Source organism: Paraburkholderia sp. MPAMCS5 (genome assembly GCF_036016995.1).
GTDB lineage: Bacteria > Pseudomonadota > Gammaproteobacteria > Burkholderiales > Burkholderiaceae > Paraburkholderia.
Genome location: NZ_JAYXBK010000027.1, coordinates 1 through 24,083, shown reverse-complemented (window position 1 = coordinate 24,083; position 24,083 = coordinate 1). Strand labels below are relative to the sequence as shown.

Below are 24,083 nucleotides of genomic sequence, written 5' to 3'. Positions count from 1 at the left end.
GTGTTCCATAAACGCCCGGAGTGGTGCTGCCCCAGCGGGGACTGTTCAAGCTGCGATTTGTCCGATCCAGCTGTGAAGCGCAGAAGCGCGTGACGTGCGGCGTAGACCGGAACACCGGATGGACAGGCGCCTTCGCCTTCCATCGCTTCGCTAACCGGACAGCGCCAGCGCGCGTGCGCAGACGTTGTCGGTGGTGAAACCGTACTCGCGCAACAAGACATCGGCTGGAGCCGACGCGCCGAAACGCTCCATGCCGAGCACCTCGCCGCGTTTGCCGACATAGCGATGCCAGCCTTGCGGCACGCCGGCCTCCACCGCCAGCCGCGCGCCGACCGAGGGCGGGAGCACCGTGTCCCGGTACGTTTGCGACTGGTTGTCGAATAGCGTCCAGCATGGCAACGAGACCACGCGCACCGCGATGTTCTGCGCCAGCAACCGCTCGCGCGCGGCCATCGCGAGCGCGACTTCCGAGCCGGTGGCGATCAGGATCAGTGCCGGCTTGCCGCCGGGCGCGTCCGCGAGGATGTAGCCGCCGCGCCGCAGGCCGTCGGCGGCTGCGAACTGGGCGCGGTCGAAGGTCGGCACGTTCTGCCGCGTCAGGATGAGCGCGGTCGGCCGATCGCGGGTTTCCAGTGCGACGCGCCAGGCGACGGCGGTTTCGTTGGCGTCGGCGGGGCGAATCACGTTGAGGTTCGGCACGGCCCGCAGGCTGGCGAGCTGCTCGACGGGCTGGTGCGTCGAGCCGTCCTCGCCGAGCGCCAGACTGTCGTGCGTGAACACATAGATCACGCGCAGATGCATGAGCGCGGCAAGCCGGATCGGCGGGCGCATGTAGTCCGAAAAAATCAGGAACGTCGCGCCGAACGGTATGGTCCCGCCATGGGCGGCCAGACCGTTCAGGATCGCACCCATGCCGTGCTCGCGCACGCCGAAGTGCAGATTGCGGCCGGCACGACTCCAGCCGCCTCCCTCGGAACCTTGCCGGTCGTGGGCGCTGGCGCCGGGCGCTTCGAAGTCGCCAAGCCCGGACAGTGCAGTAAAGGTGGACGGATCGAGGTCGGCGGAGCCACCAATCAGCGACGGCAGACGTGGCGCGATCGCGCTCATCACCTTGCCCGATGCGACCCGCGTGGCGATGCCTTTGGCGTCGGCGGGAAAGAGCGGGATATCGCGGTCCCAGCCGGCCGGCAATTCACCGCGCCACGCGTTCAGCAGTTCTTCCGCGAGCTCGGGAAACGCTTGCGTATAGGCCGAGAAACGGGTGTTCCACTCAGTCTCGCTGCGCTGCCCCTCTTCCAGCGCACGACGAAAATGTGCCTGCGCGGGCTCGGGGATATAAAACGCCGGCTCGGTCGGCCAGCCAAGGTTCTGTTTCGTCAGGCGCACCTCTTCCGCGCCGAGCGGCGAGCCGTGTGCCTTGTAGGTGTCCTGCCGGTTCGGTGAACCGTAGCCGAGATGTGTGCGCACGAGGATCAGCGAGGGACGGCGCGTTTCGGCACGCGCATTGTCCAGCGCCTGTTCGATGGCGGCAAGATCGTTGCCGTCGTCGACGGACTGGGTGTGCCAGCCGTAAGCCTGGAAACGTTGCGCGCGGTCTTCGGAACACGTGATATCCGTGCCCGCAGAGAGCGTGACCTGATTGTCGTCGTAGAGATAGATCAGCTTGCCGAGCCGCAAATGGCCGGCGAGCGACGCCGCTTCGGACGCGACGCCTTCCATCAGATCACCGTCGCTGACGATGCCGTAGGTGAAGTGATCGACGATGTCGAAGCCCGGGCGGTTGTAGCGTGCGGCGAGATGGGCCTCCGCCATCGCCATGCCGACCCCGTTGGCGAAGCCCTGACCGAGCGGACCTGTGGTCGTTTCGACACCGGGTGTGAGGCCGCGCTCCGGGTGACCGGGCGTGAGACTCCCCCATTGGCGAAACTGTTTGATCTGTTCGAGCGGTAGATCGTAGCCGGTCATATGCAGCAGGCTGTATAGCAGCATCGAGCCGTGGCCAGCGGACAGTACAAAGCGATCGCGGTCGAGCCACGCCGGATTTGCCGGGTTATGTCTGAGAAAACGGGTCCACAGCACGTAAGCCATTGGCGCGGCGCCGAGCGGCAAACCCGGATGGCCGCTATCGGCCTTCTGTACCGCATCCACTGACAGAAAACGCAGCGTGTCGATGCACAGATCGTCCAGCGTGGACGCCGTGGGTTGGGTGGTAACCGCTGGGTTCATACAAACTCTCCCTGGTTGCTGGCGAAACGTGCCACACGCCGTACCGGACCATGCGTCATCTTTGGCGAACAGATCGAAATGCCATCTTACGCCGCTCGATGCGCGCAGAACCGCGGGTGCCCGGACAGGCGAGCCGTGTGGTCTTCTGGGACCGGACCCTTCACCTACCCATCCAGCGATGCCGGCCCTGTTTGCGACGGCGTCAACTTGGCGAGTGCCGCGGTAGCCGCATGCTGTCTGAGCGCGGCCACCTACGGGCAGGGGGCATCTTCGACGTCACGTTTCAGCAGGTCACTCCATACGGTCATCGCGCGGAACGCGACTGATGCCGGGTCCCCCCTCAGCACGTCAAACTGTGTCGTCTCCTCGGTGCGCCAGAACCGGATATCGAAAGTTTGCTCGCCGACGCGCAATTCCCTGAGCGTCACGTCGCTGAGCCACGGCGGCAGCACCGGGTCGATATAGAGCATCTTGTGCGGCGCATCCGGCTGGAGGCCAAGGATCGCCTGCAGCAGCGAGAAGACTGATCCCGCGGCCCAGGCCTGCGGCACATTGGCACCCGGATATTGAACGGGAAAATTCGCCGCGTCCCGATGCAGGCCCGCATAAAGCTCAGGTAGCTGGTTCAGCATGAAAAAGCACCCTGCTCCACATACGTCGTTCGCGATTTGCCCCGTCTCCGCGGCATAGCCATAGCGCCTGAATCCCTGCGCAATGAGGCCGTTGTCGTGCGGCCAGACCGAGCCATTCTGGTAGGAATACGGGTTGTAAGCGGGATGGCTCGCCGACAGCGTGCGGATGCCCCACCCGCTCGACATGTCCGGCTGCATGAGCCGCGCCACGACGCGTGCCGCCCGTTCGGGCGGCACGATGCCGGACCAGAGGCAATGGCCGGGATTGGACGCGACACTCAGGACTTTCTTCTTCTCGCCGTCGAGTGCGAACGCGTAAAAGCCCGTCTCCTCGTCCCAGAACGCCTCATTGAACCGCGCGAAGAGCGCAGCGGCTTTCGTGCGCAACACCGCAGCGCGGGCCGCGTCTCCCAGCGCATCGTAGATTTGCGCCATCCGCAGCCACGCATCATAGACGTAGCCCTGCAACTCGCAGAGCGCCTTGGGCCCCTTCACCAGCGTCCCGTCAGGGTAGACCAGCGCGTCGCCGGAGTCCTTCCAGCTCTGGTTCTCTAGGCCCGCCGACGAGCGCGTGGCGTATTCCTGAAAGCCGTCGCCATCGCGATCGCCGTACCTGTCGATCCATTCGAGGCACCGCTCCGCGGTCGGCAGATGACGCTTCAGCAGTTCGCGATCGCCCGTACAGCACCACGCCGTATGCAGCGTGATCAGATAGAGCGGGGTCGCGTCTGCTGTTCCGTAATACGGCGTGTGTGGAATCAGCTTGAGACTCGCCAGCTCCCCCAGACGGAGCTCGTGCATGATCTTGCCAGGCTCGGCATCTCGATAGTCGTCGCATCCGGTCGCCTGCCAGATGCCCAGCACCTCCAGCGTCCCGCGCGCAAAATCCGAATAGACGATCGAAGTCTGCAGCGAGGCGATCAGACTGTCGCGCCCGAATAGCGCCACGAACCACGGCAAACCGGCTGCCGGCACGAGCTGACTACGGTCGGCACCCTCAACGGGCAGGCGCAGTGCCGCCATGTCGTCGGTTGCCTGACGAAACAGGCGCCGGAATCCGTCGTTACTGCTCTCGAGCTTGAGCACCGCGCGCTGCCAGTCCATGAGCCGCTTGCTGTTCTCCGACTTGTCGCGGTCCAGTCTGGTACACGCGTGCGGGGCTGGATAGCTCTTGTGACCGTCCGAGAGATCGTAGGTGAGACAGCTGTGCCACTGGGCGCCGGACGCCAGCTCGACGGCGAACGTGAGCCGGCCGTTCGCGTACATTGCGGGCGAGCCGTTGTTGTGCGCCGTGATTGCGACTTCCCGCGAAAAGTCCTGGTTATCGTATGCGGTCGTGAGACGCTGCTTGCGCCCAGACCATTTCGTCGTGACGTGGCCACGCCGGATGAAGTGGCCGGACTTCACCTCGAAGATGTCGGCAAAATCGCTGCGCACCGCAATTTCGAGGTTAAAGCGCACCTCCGACTGGCCATAGTTGACCAGATCGAGATCCTCGTGCACGCCGCCGCCGATCTGACGGCTGAGCATGAGCCCAATGGTGTGCGGCGCGATCGGACCGGCCTCAGTGACGAGTGCGCGGTTGGCCAGAAAGATGCGCGCGTCGAAAGAGGTGGTCGTGCCGCCATTGAGCAGATCCCACGGCTTTCCGTCGGCATATATCGTCCAGTTGCTGATCACGCGGGTGTCGTAGAAGTACAGGCCCTTCTGGGTCGGTCCTTTGATCTGGCCGTCCGGCTCGGTCAGGAGGACGGCGTGCCCCTGATGGATCGCGAGCTGTGGCGGCCCCACCTTGATTTCGAGTGACATGGTCCTCTCCTCGTGTGCCAGCATCGCCCTTCGCGCTTCGCCGAGACGGCGGTAGCGGATCAGCGCGTTGGCCGGGCTGTCGCGCGCAAGCCCGGTCTCGTTCGCGCTCTCGGGCTCGGGCGGAATGCGCTGTGCCAGCACCTTGCCAAGCTCGACGCGCCACTGATCGGAAGAATCGATTTTCCAGATCGCCCCTGCTGCACCATTCACATCTCAGGTGCAGTAGCACGTGACGAACCGGGTTAAGTTGATCCGCATCACCGGTGGTGCGGGCAGGCCTGCCAAGGTACCTGTTCCCATAACGGTATCCAGGCATGGCCGACGCTCATGATGGCTCGGTCACGTTGATCGTTGCGCCGCTGAACATGGCGTCGAACGGCTCTGCGAGACCGCATTCGCCAGCCAGCTGCACAAGGAGCGCGATCGTCTCGGCGGTCACCTGTTTCTTCGAGTAATCGAGATAAAGACCGGCGGCTTCGACGCTCAAGGGCTCCCTCAGGGGATCGCTGGCGATGAACTGCCGCAGATGCAGATTCCGCACCTTCTGGGTGATACTCCGCCAGCGCCTTCCACGCCGACCGATCAGTCAGCGGTTGAAGCTGAGCCGCCCGTTTGGTGATCACGATTATCCCGCACTCGTTTGATCGCCTTTCTCCAGCATCGCGCTCTTTGCGGCGATGCGGCCGAGCAGATCTTTCCATGACCTGTCGAACGATTCTGCGCCCTCGCGCTGGAGTTGGGCAGCGAGTGCTGCGTCGTCGACACCGGCCCGCGCGAATTCGGCGAGCACGTCTTCGGCGTCCCCGCCATCGACCGGCAATACACCCTTCAGTTCGCCATGATCGGCGAAGGCGTGCAGGGTCTTGTCGGGAATCGTGTTGATCGTGTCAGGGGCCGCCAGCGACTCGATATAGAGTGTGTCGACGACGTCCGGATCCTTGGTGCCGGTACTGGCCCAGAGCAGGCGCTGCGGTCGGGCGCCGGCAACCGCCAGTTGTTGCCAGCGGGGCGATGCCAGCAACTCGCGGTACGCCTGGTACGCGCGTTTGGCGATGGCAATCCCGAGGCGGTTGTGAAGCGGCGGGGGAACCTTGTCTTTCACCGCGACATCCCAGCGGCTGACGAAAATCGACGCGACGGAACCGACGTCTGGATCGAGTCCCGCGGCGATCCGCCGCTCGATGCCGCGCATGTACGCCTGCGCTGCAGCGACGTACTGTTCGCGCGAAAACAGCAGCGTGACATTCACCGGCACGCCGGCGAAGATCGACGCCTCAATCGCGGGAACGCCTTCGGGCGTGCCGGGAATCTTGATGAACAGGTTGGGACGCTGCGCGGCTCGATGCAGGTGCGCAGCCGCGTTGATGGTGCCGGCCGTATCGTAGGCCAGCAAGGGAGACGCCTCCAGCGACACCCAGCCGTCAACCCCACCGGTGCTGTCGTGAACGGGACGGAAAAGGTCGGCAGCCCGGGTCAGATCCTCGATCGCGAGTTCGAAAAACAGCATCTCGCCGGATTTCCCTTCTGCCGTCTGCTGCCGGATGGCGGCGTCGTAGAAATCTGCCTCCGTGATGGCTTTATCAAAGATCGTGGGGTTGGACGTCAATCCGGTCACTGAAAGCTCGCTGATATAGCGCTGCAACGTGCCGTCTGTCAGCAGCCCGCGCGTGATGTTATCGAGCCAAAGGCTTTGGCCGAGGTCATGCAGTTGTCGGGTTGGCTTCATTGATGCCTCCTGTTATGCGTCGCCTGCTGTGCCGTTGCCGGACCGCGTGGCCAGATCAGCGCCAGCCAGCTCGCCGACGCGCTCGATCGTGATGTCGACCGGTGCGTACGCGGCGAGAATCGCTGGGGGGGGTCCATCACGTAGTGTCCCTTGCGGGCGAAGATGGTCGTCAGACGGTCTTCCCATGTCTTTTTCATCGCCACCAGGATGCGCAGCCTGTCATCGATCATTACGAAGCGCCGGGCCGGATACCGCTTTGCAACCGCATCCAGCTGCGCTTCCTTATGAATATAGATCAGCACGCGGCTATCGACTGCCCATCCCACCTGATCCCACGGCACTTTGACGACAAAGGCGCAGATCACTTCGCTGAGCAGCGAGGCACAACCATTTGAGAACCGAAACATAGCGTGCATAGCGCGTGAACACTTCCAGCACCGCCGACAGCAGCCCGAAGCCGCACACATAGAGTAGTGCCGGACCTGAGATCAGCCGCCCGAGCGCCGCTCCCATCGCGCCGAGGTCCGCACCCAGGTTGATGATATTCGCGACGGGCAACAACCCGACTACGCTGGTCGATAACCAACGCGGATAGTACTCACGCAGATTGCCGGCGATACCGCTGCCGGTCACCCGCCCAATGCGCGCGCTGATTTCCTGGATCGCGGCCATCAACGGATAGCTGAACAGGAGTGTCCACGCGAGGCCATAGCCGAATTGCGCGCCGACCTGCGAATACGTCGCGATACCGCTCGGATCGTCATCCGATGCGCAGGTGATGAGGCGGGGGCCCATCACCAGCAGAAGTTTTGGGCGAGTCGGCTGCTCGACCGGTTCGCGAGTGATTGTATCCATGAACGGGTGCTCCTGCCGAGGTCGTACCGGCCCCTCAAGCCGTTTCGGGTGTGGCGGGCTCGGTGGGCGTGACGCCTTCGTGCGAATCAAGACGCGTCGGCTGATGGGTCGCGAGAACGGCTTTTGCGCGCGCCATTTCATCGGGCGTGCCATGGGCCATCACAATGAATCCATCGGCTTTGATGGCGGCCTCGTAATGGATCACGCTTTCCTGCGGCAGCCCCGCATTGACTAGCGTTGCACCCAAAGCGCTGAGAGTGCCGACAACGACCGCCCCTTCGACAGCCGACACGATGACAACGGCGAGATGACCCAGCACTACGATCGGACCGAGCACCGGAATCGTCAGAAACACGCCGCCCATCAGCAAGCCCCACAGGCCGCCCCAGAACGCGCCGTACTTGCCCCATATCTTCATGCGGTCGCCGATCGTGTAGAGACCGACGATTTTTTCTTCAGTGTGATAGCCCTTGCCGACGACACTGAAATTTTGCATATCGAATCCGCCGGCTATCAGCTTCCGCACGGCGGCATCGGCATTACGATGGTCATCGAAGACTGCGACTACGACGTCATGGAGAGTCATGCGAATGCTCCTTGAAGAGTCAAGATAACAGGTGTCCAAACTATTGTGCCATGCACGGCGAGAGGCTTGGAAATGCGGCCCTGGGCTATTTCAGATTGTTGAGCTCGGCACGCGCGAACCTCTCAACCGATTTCCATGCGACATCTTCGCGTTCGAAGACAGTGTCGAGTTTGATGAGTTCCTCGCCCTTTGGCGCGTCTTTAGGAACGGTACACACGCTCGCTGCCCAACCATCGGCAATATGATCCCTGACGGTCATGTAAGCGTCGTGTGTCCTGCCTGAAATGATTCTGTCTGCCATGGTGCCGCCTGTCTGACTGAACGACAGCCAGACCGGTCGTCGTCGCTGCCAGGTTAAGCGCGCGGTTCGTCAGTAACCGTCGGCACTGCTATATCCCGAACTTATGTTCCGCAATGTATTTGTCGCCGTATGCGAGTGCTGCCGCATAGCCTTCCTTGCTCGTCGCAAAAACGCCGACGTCATAGTGCTTGTCGGCCGAAGGAAGGCAGCCTTCCACAGCATGCCGAAGATGAAAATCGAATGTCCCGTCCTGCAGTTCCATGCATTCGGGGGTGAATGTATGGATACGGGCCTGATACAACGTCTGAATGTTCTGCCTCATGACCTGCTCCTGCCTTTAGCGCCTTTGAAGGTTTTCGCTTTCGGTGGATCTGGCACGGTCCGGAAATGATGAGGACCGTGGTCCGCACGGCGGGTCAGTCCGATGCGTCTCGCTCGTCGACGCCGGCATCCGACCAATATCCATGCTTGTCGTAAAACTGGTGCAGCACGACCTCGTAACGCCGGTCGATCGGCATCGAGTCGTCATAAGCTGGGCTATTCTTGATGACGTCGCGCGTCAATGCCGTCGATACGGTCGAATCAACCCAGTCGACTTCGTCTATCCAGTGAACCGCGATGAGCACGGCCTTGCCGCCGGGCCACCAGTTGTGCGTCTCGACGACCAGGTAACGAATCGCCCAGTCGGTGTCGTCGTAAATGAAATCCGATACGTGACCGATGCTGCCGTCGGCCGTCTTGAGGTGGTAGCCCTTGACCTCGTCGGTGCTGCGCAGATGGACGTCGGGTTGCGGTTTGTCCGTATGCACGGTTGGCTCTGGTGGCTCATCGGGCAGAGCGTCCGGCGACACACCTGTCGGGTCATAGGCCGGATAGGCGCCCATGCCCCACAGGTTCGGACCGCCCCAATAGGTCGGATAGCTGTAGTAGCGCAGATACTCGATCTCGTGCTGCCGCGATACCGGCTTGTGGGCGTCCAGCATTGGGCTGTCCCTCACTTGCTGCCGGGAGAGGCCGACATGCACGACGTTCGATCCGGGGTCGGTGTGTTTCACCGAATACGGCGAAACCAGCACTTGCCTGTCGTTGAGCCAATTGCCGGTTTCGACCACCAGATAACGCACACCCCATGACTCGTCGTCGAAATATGCCTGACTGACTGAGCCGATGTCACCGTCCACAGCGCTAACGGTGTTTCCGTGCAAGTCCCGTATGCTTCGCAACATGGTTTCTCCACACTGTGTGTCGATGAGGAAGTCGATAGAAGACAACACACTACCTGCACGCGCGGACGAAAGCGGTACGACAACGTACAGACGTTTGTCTATGTTCAAACGCCTAATCAGCGTTGGTCGTCACGCGACTTTCCTGATGGTAGTCGGGCACTGACCCGGTGACGCCTGCCGCAATCATCAGACGTGCTCTACGCCCATGGGTTTTCGCGCAATTCGGTCGTTTTTGCCGGCCTGAACGCTGCCGCACAGACTTACCTGACTGCATCTGCGATCTCGTTGCGTCAACCTGCTCTCGGTCCGTGATTTCCTGATCGCGCCAGCGAGGCAGGCATTGGCGAACGCGCGCTTCCGATGTTCTGCAAGCAGCCTGCTTCCCTTGAACACCATCCTGATACGCGCCTCTCCCCGTTCATCGTTGGCCCACCGGGGCGCGAAATGGGGATCGAAATGTCAGCACATCTGGCGCCCACCGAGGCGTTTTCGGAAGGTTCTGCTTTGAACTTTCCTGTCGTGACATATGCATTGATGAAGCGTGGTCCCCGGCCGAGTGCGGATGGTTCTTTGGAGGACGTTTGCGCGACGGGTCGCGGCGTCGAAGTGCCACCAATCAGCAACCTGATCCTGGTCATCGTGGCGCATGAGTTGCTCGGCCCGTGGACGCCGTTGCGAATGGCCAGCACTGATCCGCAACGCGCACGGGCGGCACGGTCAATCGAATGAAGAAGAGGAACACGGTAGGGCCCGCCGAATGATCGGGGCTGAACGCTACCGTACAGACGGATCTCCTCGCAGGTGAGAACTTCAGTTCAGGCCAGACCGGGCGCAGCGCAAAATATATCGCGCAGACGTCAGCCTTCGAGACTCTCGCTGGTCATTCGGAAATAGTTTGAAGCCCCAGCACCTGTTCCAGGGAGACCGGCCAATGCGAATCGCACAGATTGCCCCGCTGCACGAGGCCGTTCCTCCGAAATTCTATGGCGGCACCGAGCGCGTGGTGTCCTACCTCACCGATGCGCTCGTCGACCTGGGACACGACGTGACCCTGTTCGCAAGCGGCGACTCGCACACGAAGGCGACGCTCGAGGCTGCGTGGCCGCGCGCACTGCGCCTCGACCCGTCGACCCGCGACGTGCTTGCTCCGCACATGCTGATGCTCGAAAAGGTGCGCCGTGTCGCCCACGAATTCGACGTGTTGCACTTCCACCTGGACTATCTGCCGTTCTCGCTGTTTTCGCAGTTCGACACGCCGTTCGTGACGACGCTGCACGGCCGCCTCGACCTGCCGGAACTGCAGGTCGTGTTCAATACGTTTCCGAAGGCGCCGGTCGTGTCGATCTCCGATTCACAACGTTTGCCGCTGCCGCAGGCGAACTGGCTGGACACGATCTATCACGGTCTGCCGGAAGCGCTGCTCACGCCGCAAACGCAGAAGGAGCCGAAATATCTCGCTTTCCTGGGACGTCTGAGTCCGGAGAAAGGAGCAGACGTCGCCATCAGGATCGCTGCACAAAGCGGTCTGCCGTTGAAGATCGCCGCCAAGATCGACAAGTCCGACCAGGAATACTTCAGGACGGAAATCGAGCCGTTGCTGTCGCAGGCGCACGTCGAATTTCTCGGCGAGATCAGCGAGCAGCAGAAGCCTCGATTCCTGTCGGGTGCGAAAGCGCTGCTGTTTCCGATCGACTGGTCCGAGCCGTTCGGCCTGGTCATGATCGAGGCAATGGCGTGCGGGACGCCAGTGATTGCATTCAATCGCGGCTCAGTTCCGGAGGTCGTCGATCACGGTGTCACCGGCTATATCTGCGAAAACGTACAGGACGCCGTCGGTGCATTGCAACGTCTCGATGAGCTGTCACGGACTGAAATCCGGGCCCAGTTCGAACGCCGCTTCAGTGCCAGGACGATGGCGCACAATTACCTCGACAGCTATACGTCACTGCTTCAGGCATCAAGACGCCCGGTGTTGCGACGTGCCGCCACGGGTTGATCGGCACCTCGGCAGTTTTCCAGTACGAAGCGATCGCGCCGGAATCATGTTTCCACATAAAAAACTGGACCTGTTCAGAGCAGCGCAGTAGACCGGGCTACCGGCTATCCGGAAGGGGCAGAGACACATACTGAATATGTCTGCGGGCAAACTGCCCCGATGCCCGAAACCGACTGGAAAGCGATGCGCGTGTTGCGCGTCAAACCCGTCTTGTTCATCGAGACCTGTTTCGCGTTTCTGTACGCTGTCGTACCGCGTCCGCCGCCGCCCTGGCGTAGCGTCAGAAGCCTCCCGGAACAACTGGAGACGATGATGCTACGACGAACATCCATATGGGCTACGCCCGGATCGATCCTGGCGATTGGCCTCGCGGTTTCGGGTTGCATGACGACCGGAACAACCGATGCCAGTGGCCACCAGGTCGACAAGCGTCACGCCATCGATGCAGGCGTCGACTCGACCCTTGCACGCCTTTACACCACCGCCAACGGCTCGCGTGAACTCGTCGGCAAGGCCCGCGGCGTACTGGTGTTCCCATCGGTCATCGCCGCCGGCTTCTGGATCGGCGACCAGTATGGCGAAGGCTCGTTGCGAGTCGGCGGCAGCACGGTTGGCTACTACAGCACCACGACCGGCTCGATCGGGCTGCAGATCGGCGCGCAATCGAAAGCCATCATTTTCCTGTTCATGACCGAGGACGCACTTGCCCGGTTCCGAAATAGCGAAGGCTGGTCAGTGGGCGGCGACGCGTCAGTGGCCGTCTTGAAAGTCGGCGCGAATGGGAACATTGATACCGCCACCGCGACAGCGCCGATCGAAGCGTTCGTGCTTACGAACAGCGGGTTGATGGCCGGCGTGACGCTCGAGGGTACGAAGATCACGAAGCTGAAGTCACTGTAGCGCCCAAAACAAACGGGGGCGGTGCCCGCGTGCCTGCGAAGCGCTTTCGATCCTGCCGGAACGCCGGCGGCGGCGCATCAGAACCGGTGGCGGCCGTTATTCAGGCGCGTACCTGAACTCCGGCAACGCTTTCAGGGACTCCCGGGTCGCGTCCGGCAGCCGCATCTGCTTGTCGACGACCTGAAGGCTGCCAAACGGTACTGCGACGAGATGGGTTCCCATACCGAGAAACCCGCCTACCGAGAGGATGACGTAGGGAACCCGATCGGTTGGACTGACGATCAGGTCGTCAATTGTTCCGATGTTGTCCTTGTTGCGGTTATAGACGGGCGATCCGTTGATCCTGGAGGCCCGGTATCCCGTCGCCAGCTGGACGACATCAACGCGCTTCGCTGTGATGGATTGTGGCGTTCCCTGAGCCCACAGCGTTCCCGTGATCAGGGCCGTTCCGAGAACAGCCACCGATACCAGCGTGATAACCCGTTTCATCGTGCACCCCGCAGTTCGAAAGCATACGTTGGGAAAGGCGTCACGCGAGCACTTTGACCCACGACGTGACGCCTCAAGATCTGTCGGCGCGAACAGCCTACGGCTGCTTCTTCAGTTGCTCCTTTGCATCGCCGTACGCGGCCCGTGTCTTGCCGGCGACCTGTTCGACCTGACCTTTCACCTGGGTCATTTCGCTTCCCGTGGCTTTACCGACGACTTCCTTAACCTTTCCCTTTGCTTCCTCGACGCGGCCTTTCACCTGATCCTTGTTCATGACACTACTCCTTGAAAATGACGGATGACTGAACTTACCAACGCGTGCCGCCCGCTCGTTTTCTGATGGCACGGTCCGACAACGACTGCCCGTGATCGGATCATCCAGACAGGAATTTTGCGCTCCTATATTCTGCCCAGAAGCAGCAAGATGAGAACGACGACCAGCACCCCGCCCAGCACCCCGCTGGGCATATAGCCCCATGAACGGCTGTATGGCCAGGTCGGCATCGCGCCCATCAAAATGAACGCCAGTACGACTATCAATAGTATGCTTAACATAAGACGCCCCCTTTCCGACTCCGTCTTACGACGAGCCCGTCGCCGCTCTCTCGCCACGTGCCCGGAATCTTCTGGCCTTTAGCGAGGTATCTGCGCAAAATAAAAGCGATGATGAACGGCATCCGCACAACCCGGAAAAGACCCGCTCTGTACCGTGAGGCTGGCATTGATTTGCCACGCAGTCGGTACGGTGGTGGACATCGGGATTTCTTTTTTTCCGCCCGGAATTCGCGACTGCCGCGTGCCGGGGTACTGCCGTCTGTGGGCAGTGCCGGGCTGTCAGTCCGACTGCACTCTGCCCGGCCAGGAGATCGTTCGGCGCAATCCAAATGACGCTCTGCAATACGCCGGCCAAAGCGGGTATTCTGTTCAGCAGCGGTCCGGTCGCGGACGAAAATTTCTCCTTTTCACGCTTGGGTTCAATGCGTGCCCGCCCTGGTAAAGCGCGCCAGCCGTATTCGCCGGGAATGCTGCAGGGGTGTTGCGGTAACCCGGCGCTGCTCGCCCGCGCAGGAATGATGCGCGGTTTATATCGCCTTCAGATCAGGCAACAGGCGGTCGAACTCCCGTCTCACCACGCTGTAGCATTCGCACACGCGCTTTTCGAGCCCCGGTCGATCCAGTACCTCGATGTGGCCATGACCGTAGCGAATCAGCCCCGCGTTCTGAAGTTTCAGCGCCGCCTCCGTCACCCCGGATCTGCGCACGCCAAGCATGTTGGCGATCAGTTCCTGTGTCATCTTCAGTTCGTTTGACGGCAGGCGGTCCATGCTGAGCAGTAGCCAGCGGCACAATTGCTGGTCGATCGAATGATGCCGGTTGCAGACGGCTGTCTGGGCCATCTGGGTGATCAATGCCTGGGTATAGCGCAGCAATAACCGCTGCACCGGGCCGGCGCGATGGAATTCCTCTTTCAGGATGCGCGCATCCAGTCGATACGCCAGACCTGCGCTTTGCACGACTGCCCGGTTTGGCGTCGTTTCACCGCCCATGAAGAGTGCAATACCGATGATCCCTTCGTTGCCCACGATCGCGATCTCGGCGGACGCACCATCCTCCATCACAAAGAGCAACGATACGATGGACGTTGTCGGAAAATAGACGTGATCAAGGCGGTCGCCAGACTCATACACGACCTGCCCCAGGGGCATTTCAACCGGTACGAGATGCGGCACCACGCGCGCGCGCTCCGCTTCCGGCAGAACCGAAAGCAGGTGGTTTTCTCCGGGATGATGTCCGTTTTCCATGTCCCGCTCCTTACCATCCTGTCCAGAAACTGCACCATTTTCGCAGAATTGTTCTTAACAGTATCAGGCTTCAACGGCAGTTGCATGAAAGCAGCAGACGGATGGGCGAGGATATCGACCCTGACTAAACCCGTTTAAATTATAGTTCGCGCGCGCACGGTGGCGCGTCGCAGGCGGGCTGCAACGGCCACCGGCCATGGCTCAACGGGTCTGCGCTGACAGGTCTGTCACCTGCGAGGGCGGTGTCGTCTGCGGGCTGGCAGGCTCAGCAGCAGACTGAAATGTGTGGCCGCATTGCCCGCCGTCACGACGGCTCTCGAGCCATGCGCCGTTCCAGCACGATCGGCAGCCGTAGCGTGAATTCGCTGCCCGTACCGGGGCCGGCACTGGTCGCCGACACCGTTCCGCCATGCGCTTCGGCGACCGCTTTGACGACGGCAAGACCCACCCCCAGACCGCCGGCACTCGCCGCGATTGTTCGGCTGGATTGAGCGAAGAGGTCGAAGATATGTGGCAGGAGCGCGCCCGATATGCCCAGGCCATTGTCCTTGACGGACACCACAAGGTCCTTCCCGTCTGCGAGCACGTTCACGGTGATGCAACCCTTCTCCGGCGTGTATTTCACTGCGTTATGCAGGAGGTTGTCGACGGCCTGTGCGAGACGGACCGGATCGCCTTCAATGTGTACAGTCCTGTCGGCAATCTGCACGGTGAGTGTCTGGCCGCGTTGGGCGGCCGCCAGTGCAACCGCGGTAAGAGGCGCGGCCAGAACCGCAACGACTTCGATGAGGGTCTTGCTCACACGGAGCGCGCCACGGTCGATCCGCGTGGCATCCATCAGGTCCTCAGCAAGCCGGCTAATCTGTGTGATCTGCCGGTCGAGCATGTCGATCGACCGTAACACCTCCGGACGATCCGCCGACGCCCTGCGGATGAGGTGGATGGCGAGTTGCATCGGCGTCAATGGTCCACGAAGCTCGTGCGCCACCATCGCAAGAATTTCGTCCTTGCGTCGTAGCGCGTCGAAACGATGGGCGACTGACGGAGAATGACTGGAACAAGCGATGGAGGCTCGTTGCTGCGCGCGTTCCATCATTTCATCGTTCACGTCTGCGTGGTGTGCATCGGGCGTGCCAACAGACCACTGGAAGGACACTGGATGAGATGACATGTTGAGCCTCTTTTTTTGACGCGCGGATCGCGACCAGCGGGCGATGCACGCTGCGGCATGCGACGGCCTGTCACAGCAACGGCTTGCTGTGTAGCGCGCCTTGCCGATTATTCGTGAATACCTGCCTCGTGAGAGCAACCCGAAAATCGCTGGTGCGTGCAGGGTGGACTAGCACGTTCTCACGGCTGACGGAGTACGTCTGTACGGTAGCGGTCAACAACCTGGCCCCTTAGACCGCAATAGATCTGTCACGATTGCGACAGTAAAGGTCAACTCGGGGCGATGCCACGGGCCTGCGGCGATCGAGCCTTGTGGCACAAGTGTTTGGACGATGCGAACAAACTTGTCACCCGCCGCGCGAGTGCGGGTGAACGGGCGGCTGGTCCATGCGACAGCCTCGGCCACTTTCGGTCGGGCATCGTCGGTCCGTGACAGCGAGGACGGGTTGCACCTTGTTGGCGGCAGCCAGGCCGGCCTTCCCATCACTGGCCGTTTCGACTCGGTGGCCTTCGAGTTGCAGGATACGTTTCCACGCAATCAGGATGCTGCGATCGTCATCCACCAGAATAATCGTCTGCATTTTGCTCACCGAACAGGGGAAATTCCAATCATGGGGCGTTCGTTTGCCGGCCGCGCGAGGAAGCCGCAGAGGTCTCGACCAGCGGTTCGCTTGCGCGACATGTCGCCTGCACGCGTAGCTCAATCTACACCGTTCCGAATTCCGTCGCGCCCGTGTGCCAATCGCGAATGTCTTCTGTCGAGAAGTCGAAGGGTCGTCGCGGGTCGACAGGAGGCGGTCGTGCCTGCCGACAGCGGCCACTCGCCAGGTCCCCGGTTGGATTCGCACGAGTGCCATCAGTTACAAACGCGCTCGGTGATCGCACTATTGAGATAAGTTTTCTTATCTCAAGGGCCACTTTCGTGGACTAAACTCCGTGTCATGAAAACACGTCTGACGTCCCCCTCCGCTTCCGCGCCGACACCGGACGGTTTTCCCGATGCCGACTCGCTGGCTGCGCTGCGTGCCTGGTACGCGGGCCTGCCGGCGCGGGAAGCGGTCCAGCGTTACCTGTGCGGTAGCATGGGCGAGCGACAGTCTGCACGTGGCATCCTCGGGCGCATCCGTCGCCAACTGGTCGCCGTGGCTCGCGGTCTTCACCGAGACGATCTCGCCATACTGTTTGGGCATCCGGTGGCCGAACGTATCGAACGCGCCAAGGCGGTGACGCACGCGATCGGGGTGCTCCGGTTGTTGCCGGCACCCGAGCCGCAGATCAGCGACGACATCGAACGATGGTTTCCGGCCAGAACTGGCAAGGCACTGCGCGCACACGGTATCGATACGCTGGCTGACCTGACTGTGCGGATTCCCCGCCGGCGCCAGTGGTGGAAAGCCGTACCCGGGCTCGGCGCGGCAAGCGCACGGCGAATCGAGGCGTTCTTCGCCGCGTATCCCGCGCTGACGGAGCGGGCACGCGCCCTGATCACGGCCTCTGTTCCGGGCGCGGTCGTTCCGTGGGAATCACTGCGGCTGCCGCACCAGGTTGATGGCTCGTCAGGTGCCTTTCGCGCGCCTCGGCACACCTGCACGCTCGACGCCAACAACGATTACGCAGCCGTGCAGGCATTACGCGCAAGAGAAAAACAATGGACATCAGCCGGAGCCTTGAAAATGCTGGAATCAGCAGTCTGCGGAGTGTCCATCAGATCAGCCGAAAAAGTGGACAGGTCGACCGTCTGTGTGTCCATCTTTCACCGCAGGTTTCGCATGGTCGGAAGCCCGATAAAGCCGGGTGTCCGACCATGCCAGAGCGTATCAAACCATCGCGCGTCAAGGGTTCACTTCGCCGGGCTTCGCCCGCCCTTGACCCATTCAGCGGTGTCACAGAACCACGATCGTATGATGGGTCACTACGCCGGGTGACCCGTAGCGGGAACCTTCGCGAGCACCAGGTCGACGCAGATGAAGCAGACCAAATGCCCGTTTCGAGCGAAAACGCCCGCCCCGATCTAGCGCGGGTGCAGGGGCAGGACGCTACCGCCTCGTAGCGCGGCCAGTTCCTTGCGCAGGCTGAACACCTGACGCAGCAGTGCGAGCTCACGAGCCAGTGACTCGTCAAGTTGTGCCTGCAGATCCTTCGCGTCGCCTTTCGCCCGGTCCAGACGCTCGCCCAGTTCTAGCTTCGGGCGCCCGGCTACCGCGTTGGCTGCATCGATCGCGTCAATCAGTGCTGTGAACTGCGGGCGTGACTTCTTGATGCTGCCCTTCTTGCGGCCCGCCTCGATCGCCACGGTGTCATTGTTGATACGCACTCCTTTTCGTTTCTTCAGCCGCTCAAGGGCGGCGTAGTAGTCGGTCATGGCGTCGCTCATGTTGCCTCCGGTTTGATCAGTTTCTCCTGCGCGTCAAGCAGTCGTTGCAGCGTCTGTGCCTCGATACGGTATTCGACGCTTGCCTCATCAACTGCGCGCAGCTTCCCGACCGTAGTCTGCTGCGCCTTGATCACTCGCTGAAGCTTCGACGGCACGACGATGAGATTACGGCAGTTCCATTCAAGACAATCCAGACGCATCCAGTCGAGAGGTGTCGACCTGCAGGGCTCGACGCTGGCGCAGCCGCCCAGCACCGTCTCGCGATATGCGAGTTCACCCTTCTCGAACTTTCTGATCGTTTGCTCGCGCGAGTAGACCGACACAGGCGAGGCCTGCACGGCACGGCTCTGCGTCCACGCTGCGTGCCCGCCGAACAGCCGCTCGTCAGCGAACAGCACCTGCTCGGCGTAGGCGAGATACTCGGACAGGCCCTGCGTCTCGGCCCATTCCTTCGCGAAGTGGCGCTTGTCGGTGTCGATGAAACCCTTCGCGAACGCCGAGCCGCGCGCATAGTAGGTGCTCATCTCGTGCGTGAGGTGCTGCAGTTGACGTTTGAGCGTAGGTAGCGTCACGAGGCCGCTACGATGGGCGTAGAGGGCTAGGCTCCGGCGAAGCTGGTGGCGAGTGAACGGCCACTGCTGCCCGAGCGCGTACTTCGGCTCGTCTTCCCACGCGCGGTGCATGTCGACACGCTTCAGCTCGGCGATGTCCTCGAATGTGATCGTCGAAAAGACGCGCTCACGAAAGGCTTCGATATAGTTAGCTACTTTACTTGCCGCCCGGTTTGCCACGTATCCATGACGCGGGCCTATCGGCAGACCCATCCGGCAGAACAGCAGGTGCGAACCGTCCGTCGATTCGGCGTAGCCTTGCGCGCCGTGCGCACGGTGCGCCTCGCCCGACAGGCGTTGCGCGAGCCTGATAGCGCGGGCAGCGAGCGGGCTGGTCACCCAGCACGCGCGCCTGGGACGACCGCCCGATAGTTTGGTCGTGACGCCCTCGATGGTGTAGTGCGTCACGCCATCCAGACGGGACTCGCTCAGGCAGTTGTAGGGCAGGGTCTCTGCTTCTGCCGCGCGCATGCCGGTGAACGACAGGATGACAAGCTGACATAGCGCGGTGATCGACGCCACAAGCGACGACACGACGTAACGGGGATCCTCGCACCGGAAGTGCGTGGCAGTACTTACCAGTTCTGCAGGGACACCAGGCCTCTCACCAGCGTATGCGCGTGCGAGGTAGTCCGACAGAACATCAGCGACGTCTTCAGCGATGCCGAGGTCATGCTGACAGGTCGACAGGAAGTGCTGGTAGATCCGCGTCGGGATGGCAGGGTATTGCGAGTATCCAGCGTGTTGCGCCCAGCGTTTAAGCAGAGGCTTATGTAATTGGACCAGCGGTACGCGCAGCCCTGTGGTCTCGACGCCCAGACGGTGAAGCTTCACCAGAATCGAATGAAGGCGTTGGGCCTTCGACTCCATTCTGGCTTGCGCCGCATAGTCCAGAACAACGGCGACATTGGACAGGCCCTCGTAGAGCGTAAGCTGACGTGCGGCGGCAAAGAACGTGAACTCCCTCAGGTTGATTGAACGAGCCTGAAGCGTGCCGGACGCCGGTACCATATCGGTCGCTTCGTGCATCAGAAAGTACATGACCTGCTTCCATTGACGCGTGGTTGCTTCTGAAAGCGGGCGACTCACGCCGTCAGGCAAGTGGCTCCTAAAATAGAGATGCGTGCTGCGTGGCCCAACCGCGTACGCACGGATGTCCCAGGTATCGTCACCAAACAGCGAAACAGTGTTCCCGGACGTGTCGCGCGTGACGACCGTATCGTCCTCGACCCGATACCAGTCGGGCCGCTCAGCGGTCGGCGCGATCAGTGAGTTGTTCATGCCACTCCCAATTCGTAAAGCTGGTCGAGCTTGGCCGACCAGAAAGCGTCCAGATTCCCCTCAATATCAACGTCATGCTCGATCTGTTCGACCAGCGCGGCATCCCGCCTGCGCAGTTCGTCGAGCAGGAAGTGAACGCGTCGCAGCACCGCACCGAACGATCTGTCGTACTGCTCGATCGAGTCAGCACGCCCGCACACGAGTCTGACGCAGTGACGGCAGCTCAGCAGCTTGCGGATGTCGGTCGCGTCAGCGTGCACGCGGTACTGGTCGCAGAAGAGACACCCTTCGGTCGAGCGGCAGTCAGGCTGTACCGTGACCGAAGCCGCGATCGGCGCAGGCTTGTGGAATCCGATGCAGATGCCCACTGCGCTCCCGATGCTGCCCGCGGGGTCGTTGCCTGGCCCCAGCACGGTCTTCTCGACCGAAGCGAGGAACGCGCCCATCTCAGCCTTGTGCGCGGCATCCGTGCCGTTCGAGTACGAGCGCAGCGCCGTCTCCAGCGAGTGCCCCATCAGCCTGGCTGCGATGACGGGGCCGTGGTTGCTCACCGCCCAATCCTGCTTCGCCGCACGCCACTGACGCGCGCCAATGCGCGGCAGCACGATCCCGAGCGTGTCGAGTCGACGGTAAAGCCGCTCTAGGAATTTGGTTGAGAGACCCGTTAGCCGCCGCAGCTGTGCATGATGCCCGACTACGACGAACAACGCGTCCCACTCTGCGTCCTGCACCAGATACTCGCGCAACGCCAGATACGCCCTGAGCTTCGGCATGAAGCCCAGCGAGACGGTAAACGTAATCTCCTTCCCGCCTGCCCGGTACTTGACCTGACGAAACTTCTGACGCGCAACCGACGCATCCTGCAGGCTCGTGGCAAGCTCCGGACTCCACTTCATGGCTAGCAGTTGCGCGAGGTTGATGCCCGTTTCGGCAAGAAACAGCGCGGCGAAGCAAGAGGCCGCTATCGAAGCGTGCGAGCGTCGGATTGACGACTGCGCGTCCGCGTTCGCTGCCGCAAGATGTTTAGCTGTCAGTCCGGCGATCCTCCTCGAACTCTCATGAGGAGTATTAGCCCCTGTTTCGGCCATGCGCTTCGTGATGTCTTCGCGAGTACGTGGCTCTCCTGTCTCCAGATTCCAGCCGATCAGGCCGCGCGAGTCGTCGCCGTCGCTACGGCCGTAGATGTGCGGAACGAGGCAAAGATGCTCACCTCGCACCGTGGTCACGCGCACGGGGTACGGTTTGAAGTCGAGCACCAGCGTGCTGATGCTGCTGAAGAGCGCGTCGGCCCACGCGAGCAGGGCAGCCTGTGCCTCGGCGTCAGGCACAGCCGTCGGCACCCAGGCATCCTGTTGGTGGCGCAGCACCCTCGCGTCGGCGCAGAAGTCGTCGTTTCGGAAGAACTCACGTAGCATCGACAACAGACTGCGCTGATAGTGGGCGACGGAATTGCGGTTCAGGTTGCCCAGCGAGACCTGTTCGCGCCTCTCACGGAAGTACCGATGAACCGCCTCTGCGGTGGCCTTCTCGTCACAGAGCACCTGATGCAAGCCCTGGCTGTCGGCCCAGTTGACGAAATCAAGCACGACGCGCAAATCCATGAAGATCGTCACCGGACGCCTCGCGCCAAGTGTCATACGCCCGGAAAGCTGCGTCACCAGCAGACGTACTACCCCGGCGCGTTCGCTGCTGAAACTCGTATGGTCGAAAGTACGTCGTGTGCGCTGCGGGCTCGACGTGTCGCGCGTCAGGTAGCAGATCTGGCCGATATCGGAACGGCTGTTCACGCCTTCCCACCGGAGCACCGCGCGCTCTGGGTGCAGCAGTATTGTGCGCTCCGCAAGCGGCATGCGAACTTCCTCGTACAGGCGGTTCATGCTACCTCCACAGTGTCGAGGGTGCGCGTGACCAGCGTCGACAGGTGCGCTCCCCAGCCGTCCTGTACAGCGTCGAACAGCTTGCGGTTCTCCCTGAAGCCGAGGTACGCCTCGCTTGTAGATGGGCGGACGTGCCACATCAACTGCCGCAACTGATCGAGCGCCCGGGTGTACTTCGTCCCGTTCGCCGTCATCGCGTCGACCATGTTCAGCCCGAAAGTCGCGCGCAGGTCGTGGAAACTGAACTCGTACCTGGGGTTGTCGAGCCGCACACGCATCATGGGCAACAGTTCGTCCCGGATGAACTGGCGCACGGCCTGCCCGGTCTTGACGTGACGGCGCACGCGCGGGCCAGAGGTGAGCGGGTCGCGCGACGCGCGATCCTCGTAGAGCGGCGCACCGCGATGGCTCAGAAAGAGCGCCTGGTCGAAGTGATCGCCGCCATCTGCCATCTGGCGGCGCTTGCGCGCACGATCGCTGTGCACGTAGATGTACAGCCGCTCATAGAAACCGCGCGGAACGTGCAACACGCCCTTAACACCGCCCTTCGTGTCGATGCCGGTACCTGGCCCGCAGGCGAGACGGATGTCGTCGCCGTGAAACCCGTCAGGCTTGCGCATCACGTGTTTCACACGCACGGGCAGTACCGTCTGGATGCGGGCGCCTGTCAACAGCGCGAACAGATGAACGAGCGTCATCTCGATATTGCCGAGTGTGGCTAACGATTCAAGCAGCGCCGACTGCTCGGCAGAGGGGAGCGGGCGCAGGCGACCACCGTCCTGGATGTGATCGTCCCACGGGTCGTCTGCGCGCCGGCCACTGATCGACAGGTCCGTGGTCTTGACTTCGATCACGCTGCTGAAGCCCTTCTGGTCCTTGAACTCAATGAAACGATCAGATTCGACCCACAGCGCGTTCGTGGGTCGAAAGCCTGCTTCGGTCATCATCCAGCGATAAAAGCGCACCACGGTGCCCATACGACGCCTGGCAACGCCCGGGGACAGCTCGCCGGCCTGCACGGCCAGCTTGATCGAGCCGCTATATCGGTAGGTCGGACGTTGCCGCTTGTTCACAGGGAAGACGAGCCAGTCGATACCCTCGTCATCCAGATAACGACGGAACGCCACCAGGTCGTCTGCGATGCTGGCAAACGTCAGCATGTTGGGCGACGACTTCGATTCCATCATGTCGATGAGCCAGAGGTTCGCCTCAGCCCACGGCGCGCCGTCAGCAAGTCGGACAACGGGAAAGAGAGGAAAGGTGTCAGCGATCCACTTCGGGCGGGTGTCGCGTCGCTTGCCAGTGTCGGGGTCTGCGAGCGGGACTGTGTGATAGATGGTGCCGCCCTCGGGGGTGGTGATACTGACCGGCGTCGCGCCGGGTGTGTCGCGGTCAACGACCTCAGTCAACGGCAGTTGCCGGATGGTCGTTCGTCTTGCTGTCATCGTGCAGATCCTCTGCTGTGTTTGTGCGGGTGTCCGCTTTAACACAGCCTGCGAGTATTAGAGAATCGTTACCGACTTGCGCATAAGGCATGGCTGTCGCTGCACGAATCCCCCGCAACGCAGCGGGCCTACCGGAAGGAAGCCGAACGCTTGATCCTGTGGGCGATCGTCGACCGTGACCGAGCCCTGTCGTCGCTCACGACAGAGGATGCGATCGCGTACAGAAGTTTTCTACGCAGACCGACGCCGCGCGAGCGCTGGGTGGGGCCCGTGCGTCCGCGCACTTCGCCCGAGTGGCGACCATTCTCCGGTGGGCTATCTGCACGCTCAACCGCTTACGCACTGTCGGTACTCGGCGCGATGTTTCGCTGGCTCATCGCGTACCTTGTTCATCCCCCTTGAAGGGCCTACACAGGAGGTGTTCTTCCCCCAGGAGCATCAGCCCGGTCTGCGCGGACTGTCAGACTTCACCGATATGAGCAAGCTTTGCATGACGATCGGCGGTGCCCCATTCGGTCATCGGCTGTATCACTTCGTACTGGCGTTCTCGCGCTGGGAATACGCGAACGTTGTTGAGGGTGGCGAGAGTTTCGAGGCCCTCGCAGCGGGATTGCAGAACGCGCTGTGGCAGGCCGGCGGCTGCCCGCGCGAACATCGCTCTGACAGCCTGTCGGCTGCCTTCAAGAATCTGACAGAGCAGGAGGACTTCACGAAACGTTACTCAGCGCTGCTCGACCATTACGGCATGGAGGGCACGCGCAACAATCGAGGGCTGGG

The 24,083-nt window shown here is 61.8% G+C and carries 24 protein-coding genes and 2 pseudogenes; 6 read left to right on the top strand and 20 right to left on the bottom strand.

Features of this window, described 5'->3' with window-relative positions; translation table 11 throughout:
* Positions 1-150: 150 nt before the first annotated feature.
* The 10 genes from tkt to VOM14_RS30595 form a co-directional block, all read right to left on the bottom strand.
* On the bottom strand, positions 151-2,226 hold the full coding sequence (gene tkt, locus VOM14_RS30640; protein ID WP_327632460.1) for a transketolase: 2,076 nt from the start codon (positions 2,224-2,226) through the stop codon (positions 151-153).
* 251 nt (positions 2,227-2,477) lie between these two features.
* Positions 2,478-4,877: an amylo-alpha-1,6-glucosidase gene (locus VOM14_RS30635; RefSeq protein ID WP_327632459.1), complete on the bottom strand. Its 2,400-nt coding sequence runs from the start codon at positions 4,875-4,877 to the stop codon at positions 2,478-2,480.
* 115 nt (positions 4,878-4,992) lie between these two features.
* Positions 4,993-5,154: a hypothetical protein gene (locus VOM14_RS30630; protein WP_327632458.1), complete on the bottom strand. Its 162-nt coding sequence runs from the start codon at positions 5,152-5,154 to the stop codon at positions 4,993-4,995.
* A 138-nt stretch (positions 5,155-5,292) separates the two neighbouring features.
* On the bottom strand, positions 5,293-6,393 hold the full coding sequence (tal, locus tag VOM14_RS30625; protein WP_327632457.1) for a transaldolase: 1,101 nt from the start codon (positions 6,391-6,393) through the stop codon (positions 5,293-5,295).
* Complete coding sequence (locus VOM14_RS30620) at positions 6,390-6,695, bottom strand: hypothetical protein (protein WP_327632456.1); 306 nt, start codon at positions 6,693-6,695, stop codon at positions 6,390-6,392. The genes tal and VOM14_RS30620 overlap by 4 nt, the downstream gene beginning before the upstream one ends.
* Before the next feature lie 4 nt (positions 6,696-6,699).
* On the bottom strand, positions 6,700-7,248 hold the full coding sequence (locus VOM14_RS30615; RefSeq protein ID WP_327632455.1) for an NRAMP family divalent metal transporter: 549 nt from the start codon (positions 7,246-7,248) through the stop codon (positions 6,700-6,702).
* Positions 7,249-7,282: 34 nt separating this feature from the next.
* Entirely contained in the window at positions 7,283-7,744 is a 462-nt protein-coding gene (locus VOM14_RS30610) for a DUF1269 domain-containing protein (protein WP_327632454.1), read from the bottom strand.
* 175 nt (positions 7,745-7,919) lie between these two features.
* Positions 7,920-8,135, bottom strand: coding sequence for a hypothetical protein (locus VOM14_RS30605; RefSeq protein ID WP_327632453.1), 216 nt, complete (start codon positions 8,133-8,135; stop codon positions 7,920-7,922).
* A gap of 88 nt (positions 8,136-8,223) precedes the next feature.
* A complete protein-coding gene (locus VOM14_RS30600) occupies positions 8,224-8,457 on the bottom strand; it encodes a hypothetical protein (RefSeq protein ID WP_327632452.1) in 234 nt (77 codons plus the stop codon).
* A 94-nt stretch (positions 8,458-8,551) separates the two neighbouring features.
* Positions 8,552-9,361: a PRC-barrel domain-containing protein gene (locus tag VOM14_RS30595; RefSeq protein ID WP_327632451.1), complete on the bottom strand. Its 810-nt coding sequence runs from the start codon at positions 9,359-9,361 to the stop codon at positions 8,552-8,554.
* A gap of 360 nt (positions 9,362-9,721) precedes the next feature.
* On the opposite strand from VOM14_RS30595, the gene VOM14_RS30590 reads away from it, so the two are divergent.
* From VOM14_RS30590 to VOM14_RS30580, 3 genes are all read left to right on the top strand, one after another.
* Positions 9,722-10,090 carry a hypothetical protein gene (locus tag VOM14_RS30590; RefSeq protein ID WP_327632450.1) on the top strand — a complete coding sequence of 123 codons (369 nt, stop codon included), beginning with the start codon at positions 9,722-9,724 and terminating at the stop codon, positions 10,088-10,090.
* Between the two features lie 202 nt (positions 10,091-10,292).
* A complete protein-coding gene (locus VOM14_RS30585) occupies positions 10,293-11,357 on the top strand; it encodes a glycosyltransferase family 4 protein (protein ID WP_327632449.1) in 1,065 nt (354 codons plus the stop codon).
* 312 nt (positions 11,358-11,669) lie between these two features.
* Complete coding sequence (locus VOM14_RS30580) at positions 11,670-12,257, top strand: BPSL1445 family SYLF domain-containing lipoprotein (RefSeq protein WP_327632482.1); 588 nt, start codon at positions 11,670-11,672, stop codon at positions 12,255-12,257.
* Between the two features lie 96 nt (positions 12,258-12,353).
* Here the strand turns inward: VOM14_RS30580 and VOM14_RS30575 are convergent, their stop codons facing one another.
* The 6 genes from VOM14_RS30575 to VOM14_RS30550 form a co-directional block, all read right to left on the bottom strand.
* Positions 12,354-12,746, bottom strand: a complete 393-nt coding sequence (locus tag VOM14_RS30575) for a PRC-barrel domain-containing protein (RefSeq protein ID WP_063496085.1) — start codon at positions 12,744-12,746, stop codon at positions 12,354-12,356.
* 97 nt (positions 12,747-12,843) lie between these two features.
* Positions 12,844-13,020, bottom strand: coding sequence for a CsbD family protein (locus VOM14_RS30570; RefSeq protein ID WP_327632448.1), 177 nt, complete (start codon positions 13,018-13,020; stop codon positions 12,844-12,846).
* A gap of 125 nt (positions 13,021-13,145) precedes the next feature.
* Positions 13,146-13,301 (bottom strand): DUF3309 family protein, encoded by a 156-nt coding sequence (locus VOM14_RS30565; RefSeq protein ID WP_327632447.1) that lies wholly within the window; start codon positions 13,299-13,301, stop codon positions 13,146-13,148.
* Positions 13,302-13,828: 527 nt separating this feature from the next.
* Positions 13,829-14,548 (bottom strand): Crp/Fnr family transcriptional regulator, encoded by a 720-nt coding sequence (locus tag VOM14_RS30560; RefSeq protein ID WP_327632446.1) that lies wholly within the window; start codon positions 14,546-14,548, stop codon positions 13,829-13,831.
* A 304-nt stretch (positions 14,549-14,852) separates the two neighbouring features.
* Positions 14,853-15,719: a sensor histidine kinase gene (locus tag VOM14_RS30555; RefSeq protein WP_327632445.1), complete on the bottom strand. Its 867-nt coding sequence runs from the start codon at positions 15,717-15,719 to the stop codon at positions 14,853-14,855.
* A 346-nt stretch (positions 15,720-16,065) separates the two neighbouring features.
* Positions 16,066-16,299, bottom strand: coding sequence for a response regulator (locus VOM14_RS30550; protein WP_327632444.1), 234 nt, complete (start codon positions 16,297-16,299; stop codon positions 16,066-16,068).
* Positions 16,300-16,659: 360 nt separating this feature from the next.
* Between VOM14_RS30550 and VOM14_RS30545 the strand changes: the two genes are divergently transcribed.
* Complete coding sequence (locus VOM14_RS30545; protein ID WP_442955608.1) at positions 16,660-17,643, top strand: phage integrase family protein; 984 nt, start codon at positions 16,660-16,662, stop codon at positions 17,641-17,643.
* A gap of 86 nt (positions 17,644-17,729) precedes the next feature.
* Here the strand turns inward: VOM14_RS30545 and VOM14_RS30540 are convergent, their stop codons facing one another.
* The 4 genes from VOM14_RS30540 to VOM14_RS30525 are packed head-to-tail and all read right to left on the bottom strand — an operon-like array spanning position 17,730 to position 23,306.
* Complete coding sequence (locus tag VOM14_RS30540; RefSeq protein WP_327632443.1) at positions 17,730-18,092, bottom strand: hypothetical protein; 363 nt, start codon at positions 18,090-18,092, stop codon at positions 17,730-17,732.
* Entirely contained in the window at positions 18,089-19,984 is a 1,896-nt protein-coding gene (locus VOM14_RS30535) for an integrase (protein ID WP_327632442.1), read from the bottom strand. The genes VOM14_RS30540 and VOM14_RS30535 overlap by 4 nt, the downstream gene beginning before the upstream one ends.
* Positions 19,981-21,861 (bottom strand): integrase, encoded by a 1,881-nt coding sequence (locus VOM14_RS30530; protein ID WP_327632441.1) that lies wholly within the window; start codon positions 21,859-21,861, stop codon positions 19,981-19,983. Before VOM14_RS30530 ends, VOM14_RS30535 begins: the two co-directional genes overlap by 4 nt.
* A complete protein-coding gene (locus tag VOM14_RS30525) occupies positions 21,858-23,306 on the bottom strand; it encodes a site-specific integrase (protein ID WP_327632440.1) in 1,449 nt (482 codons plus the stop codon). Before VOM14_RS30525 ends, VOM14_RS30530 begins: the two co-directional genes overlap by 4 nt.
* A 78-nt stretch (positions 23,307-23,384) precedes the next feature.
* Between VOM14_RS30525 and VOM14_RS30520 the strand changes: the two are divergent.
* Positions 23,385-23,684: pseudogene (locus VOM14_RS30520) on the top strand (integrase); the annotation flags it as partial.
* Positions 23,685-23,703: 19 nt separating this feature from the next.
* Positions 23,704-24,083 (top strand): annotated as a pseudogene (locus VOM14_RS30515) (IS21 family transposase); the annotation flags it as partial.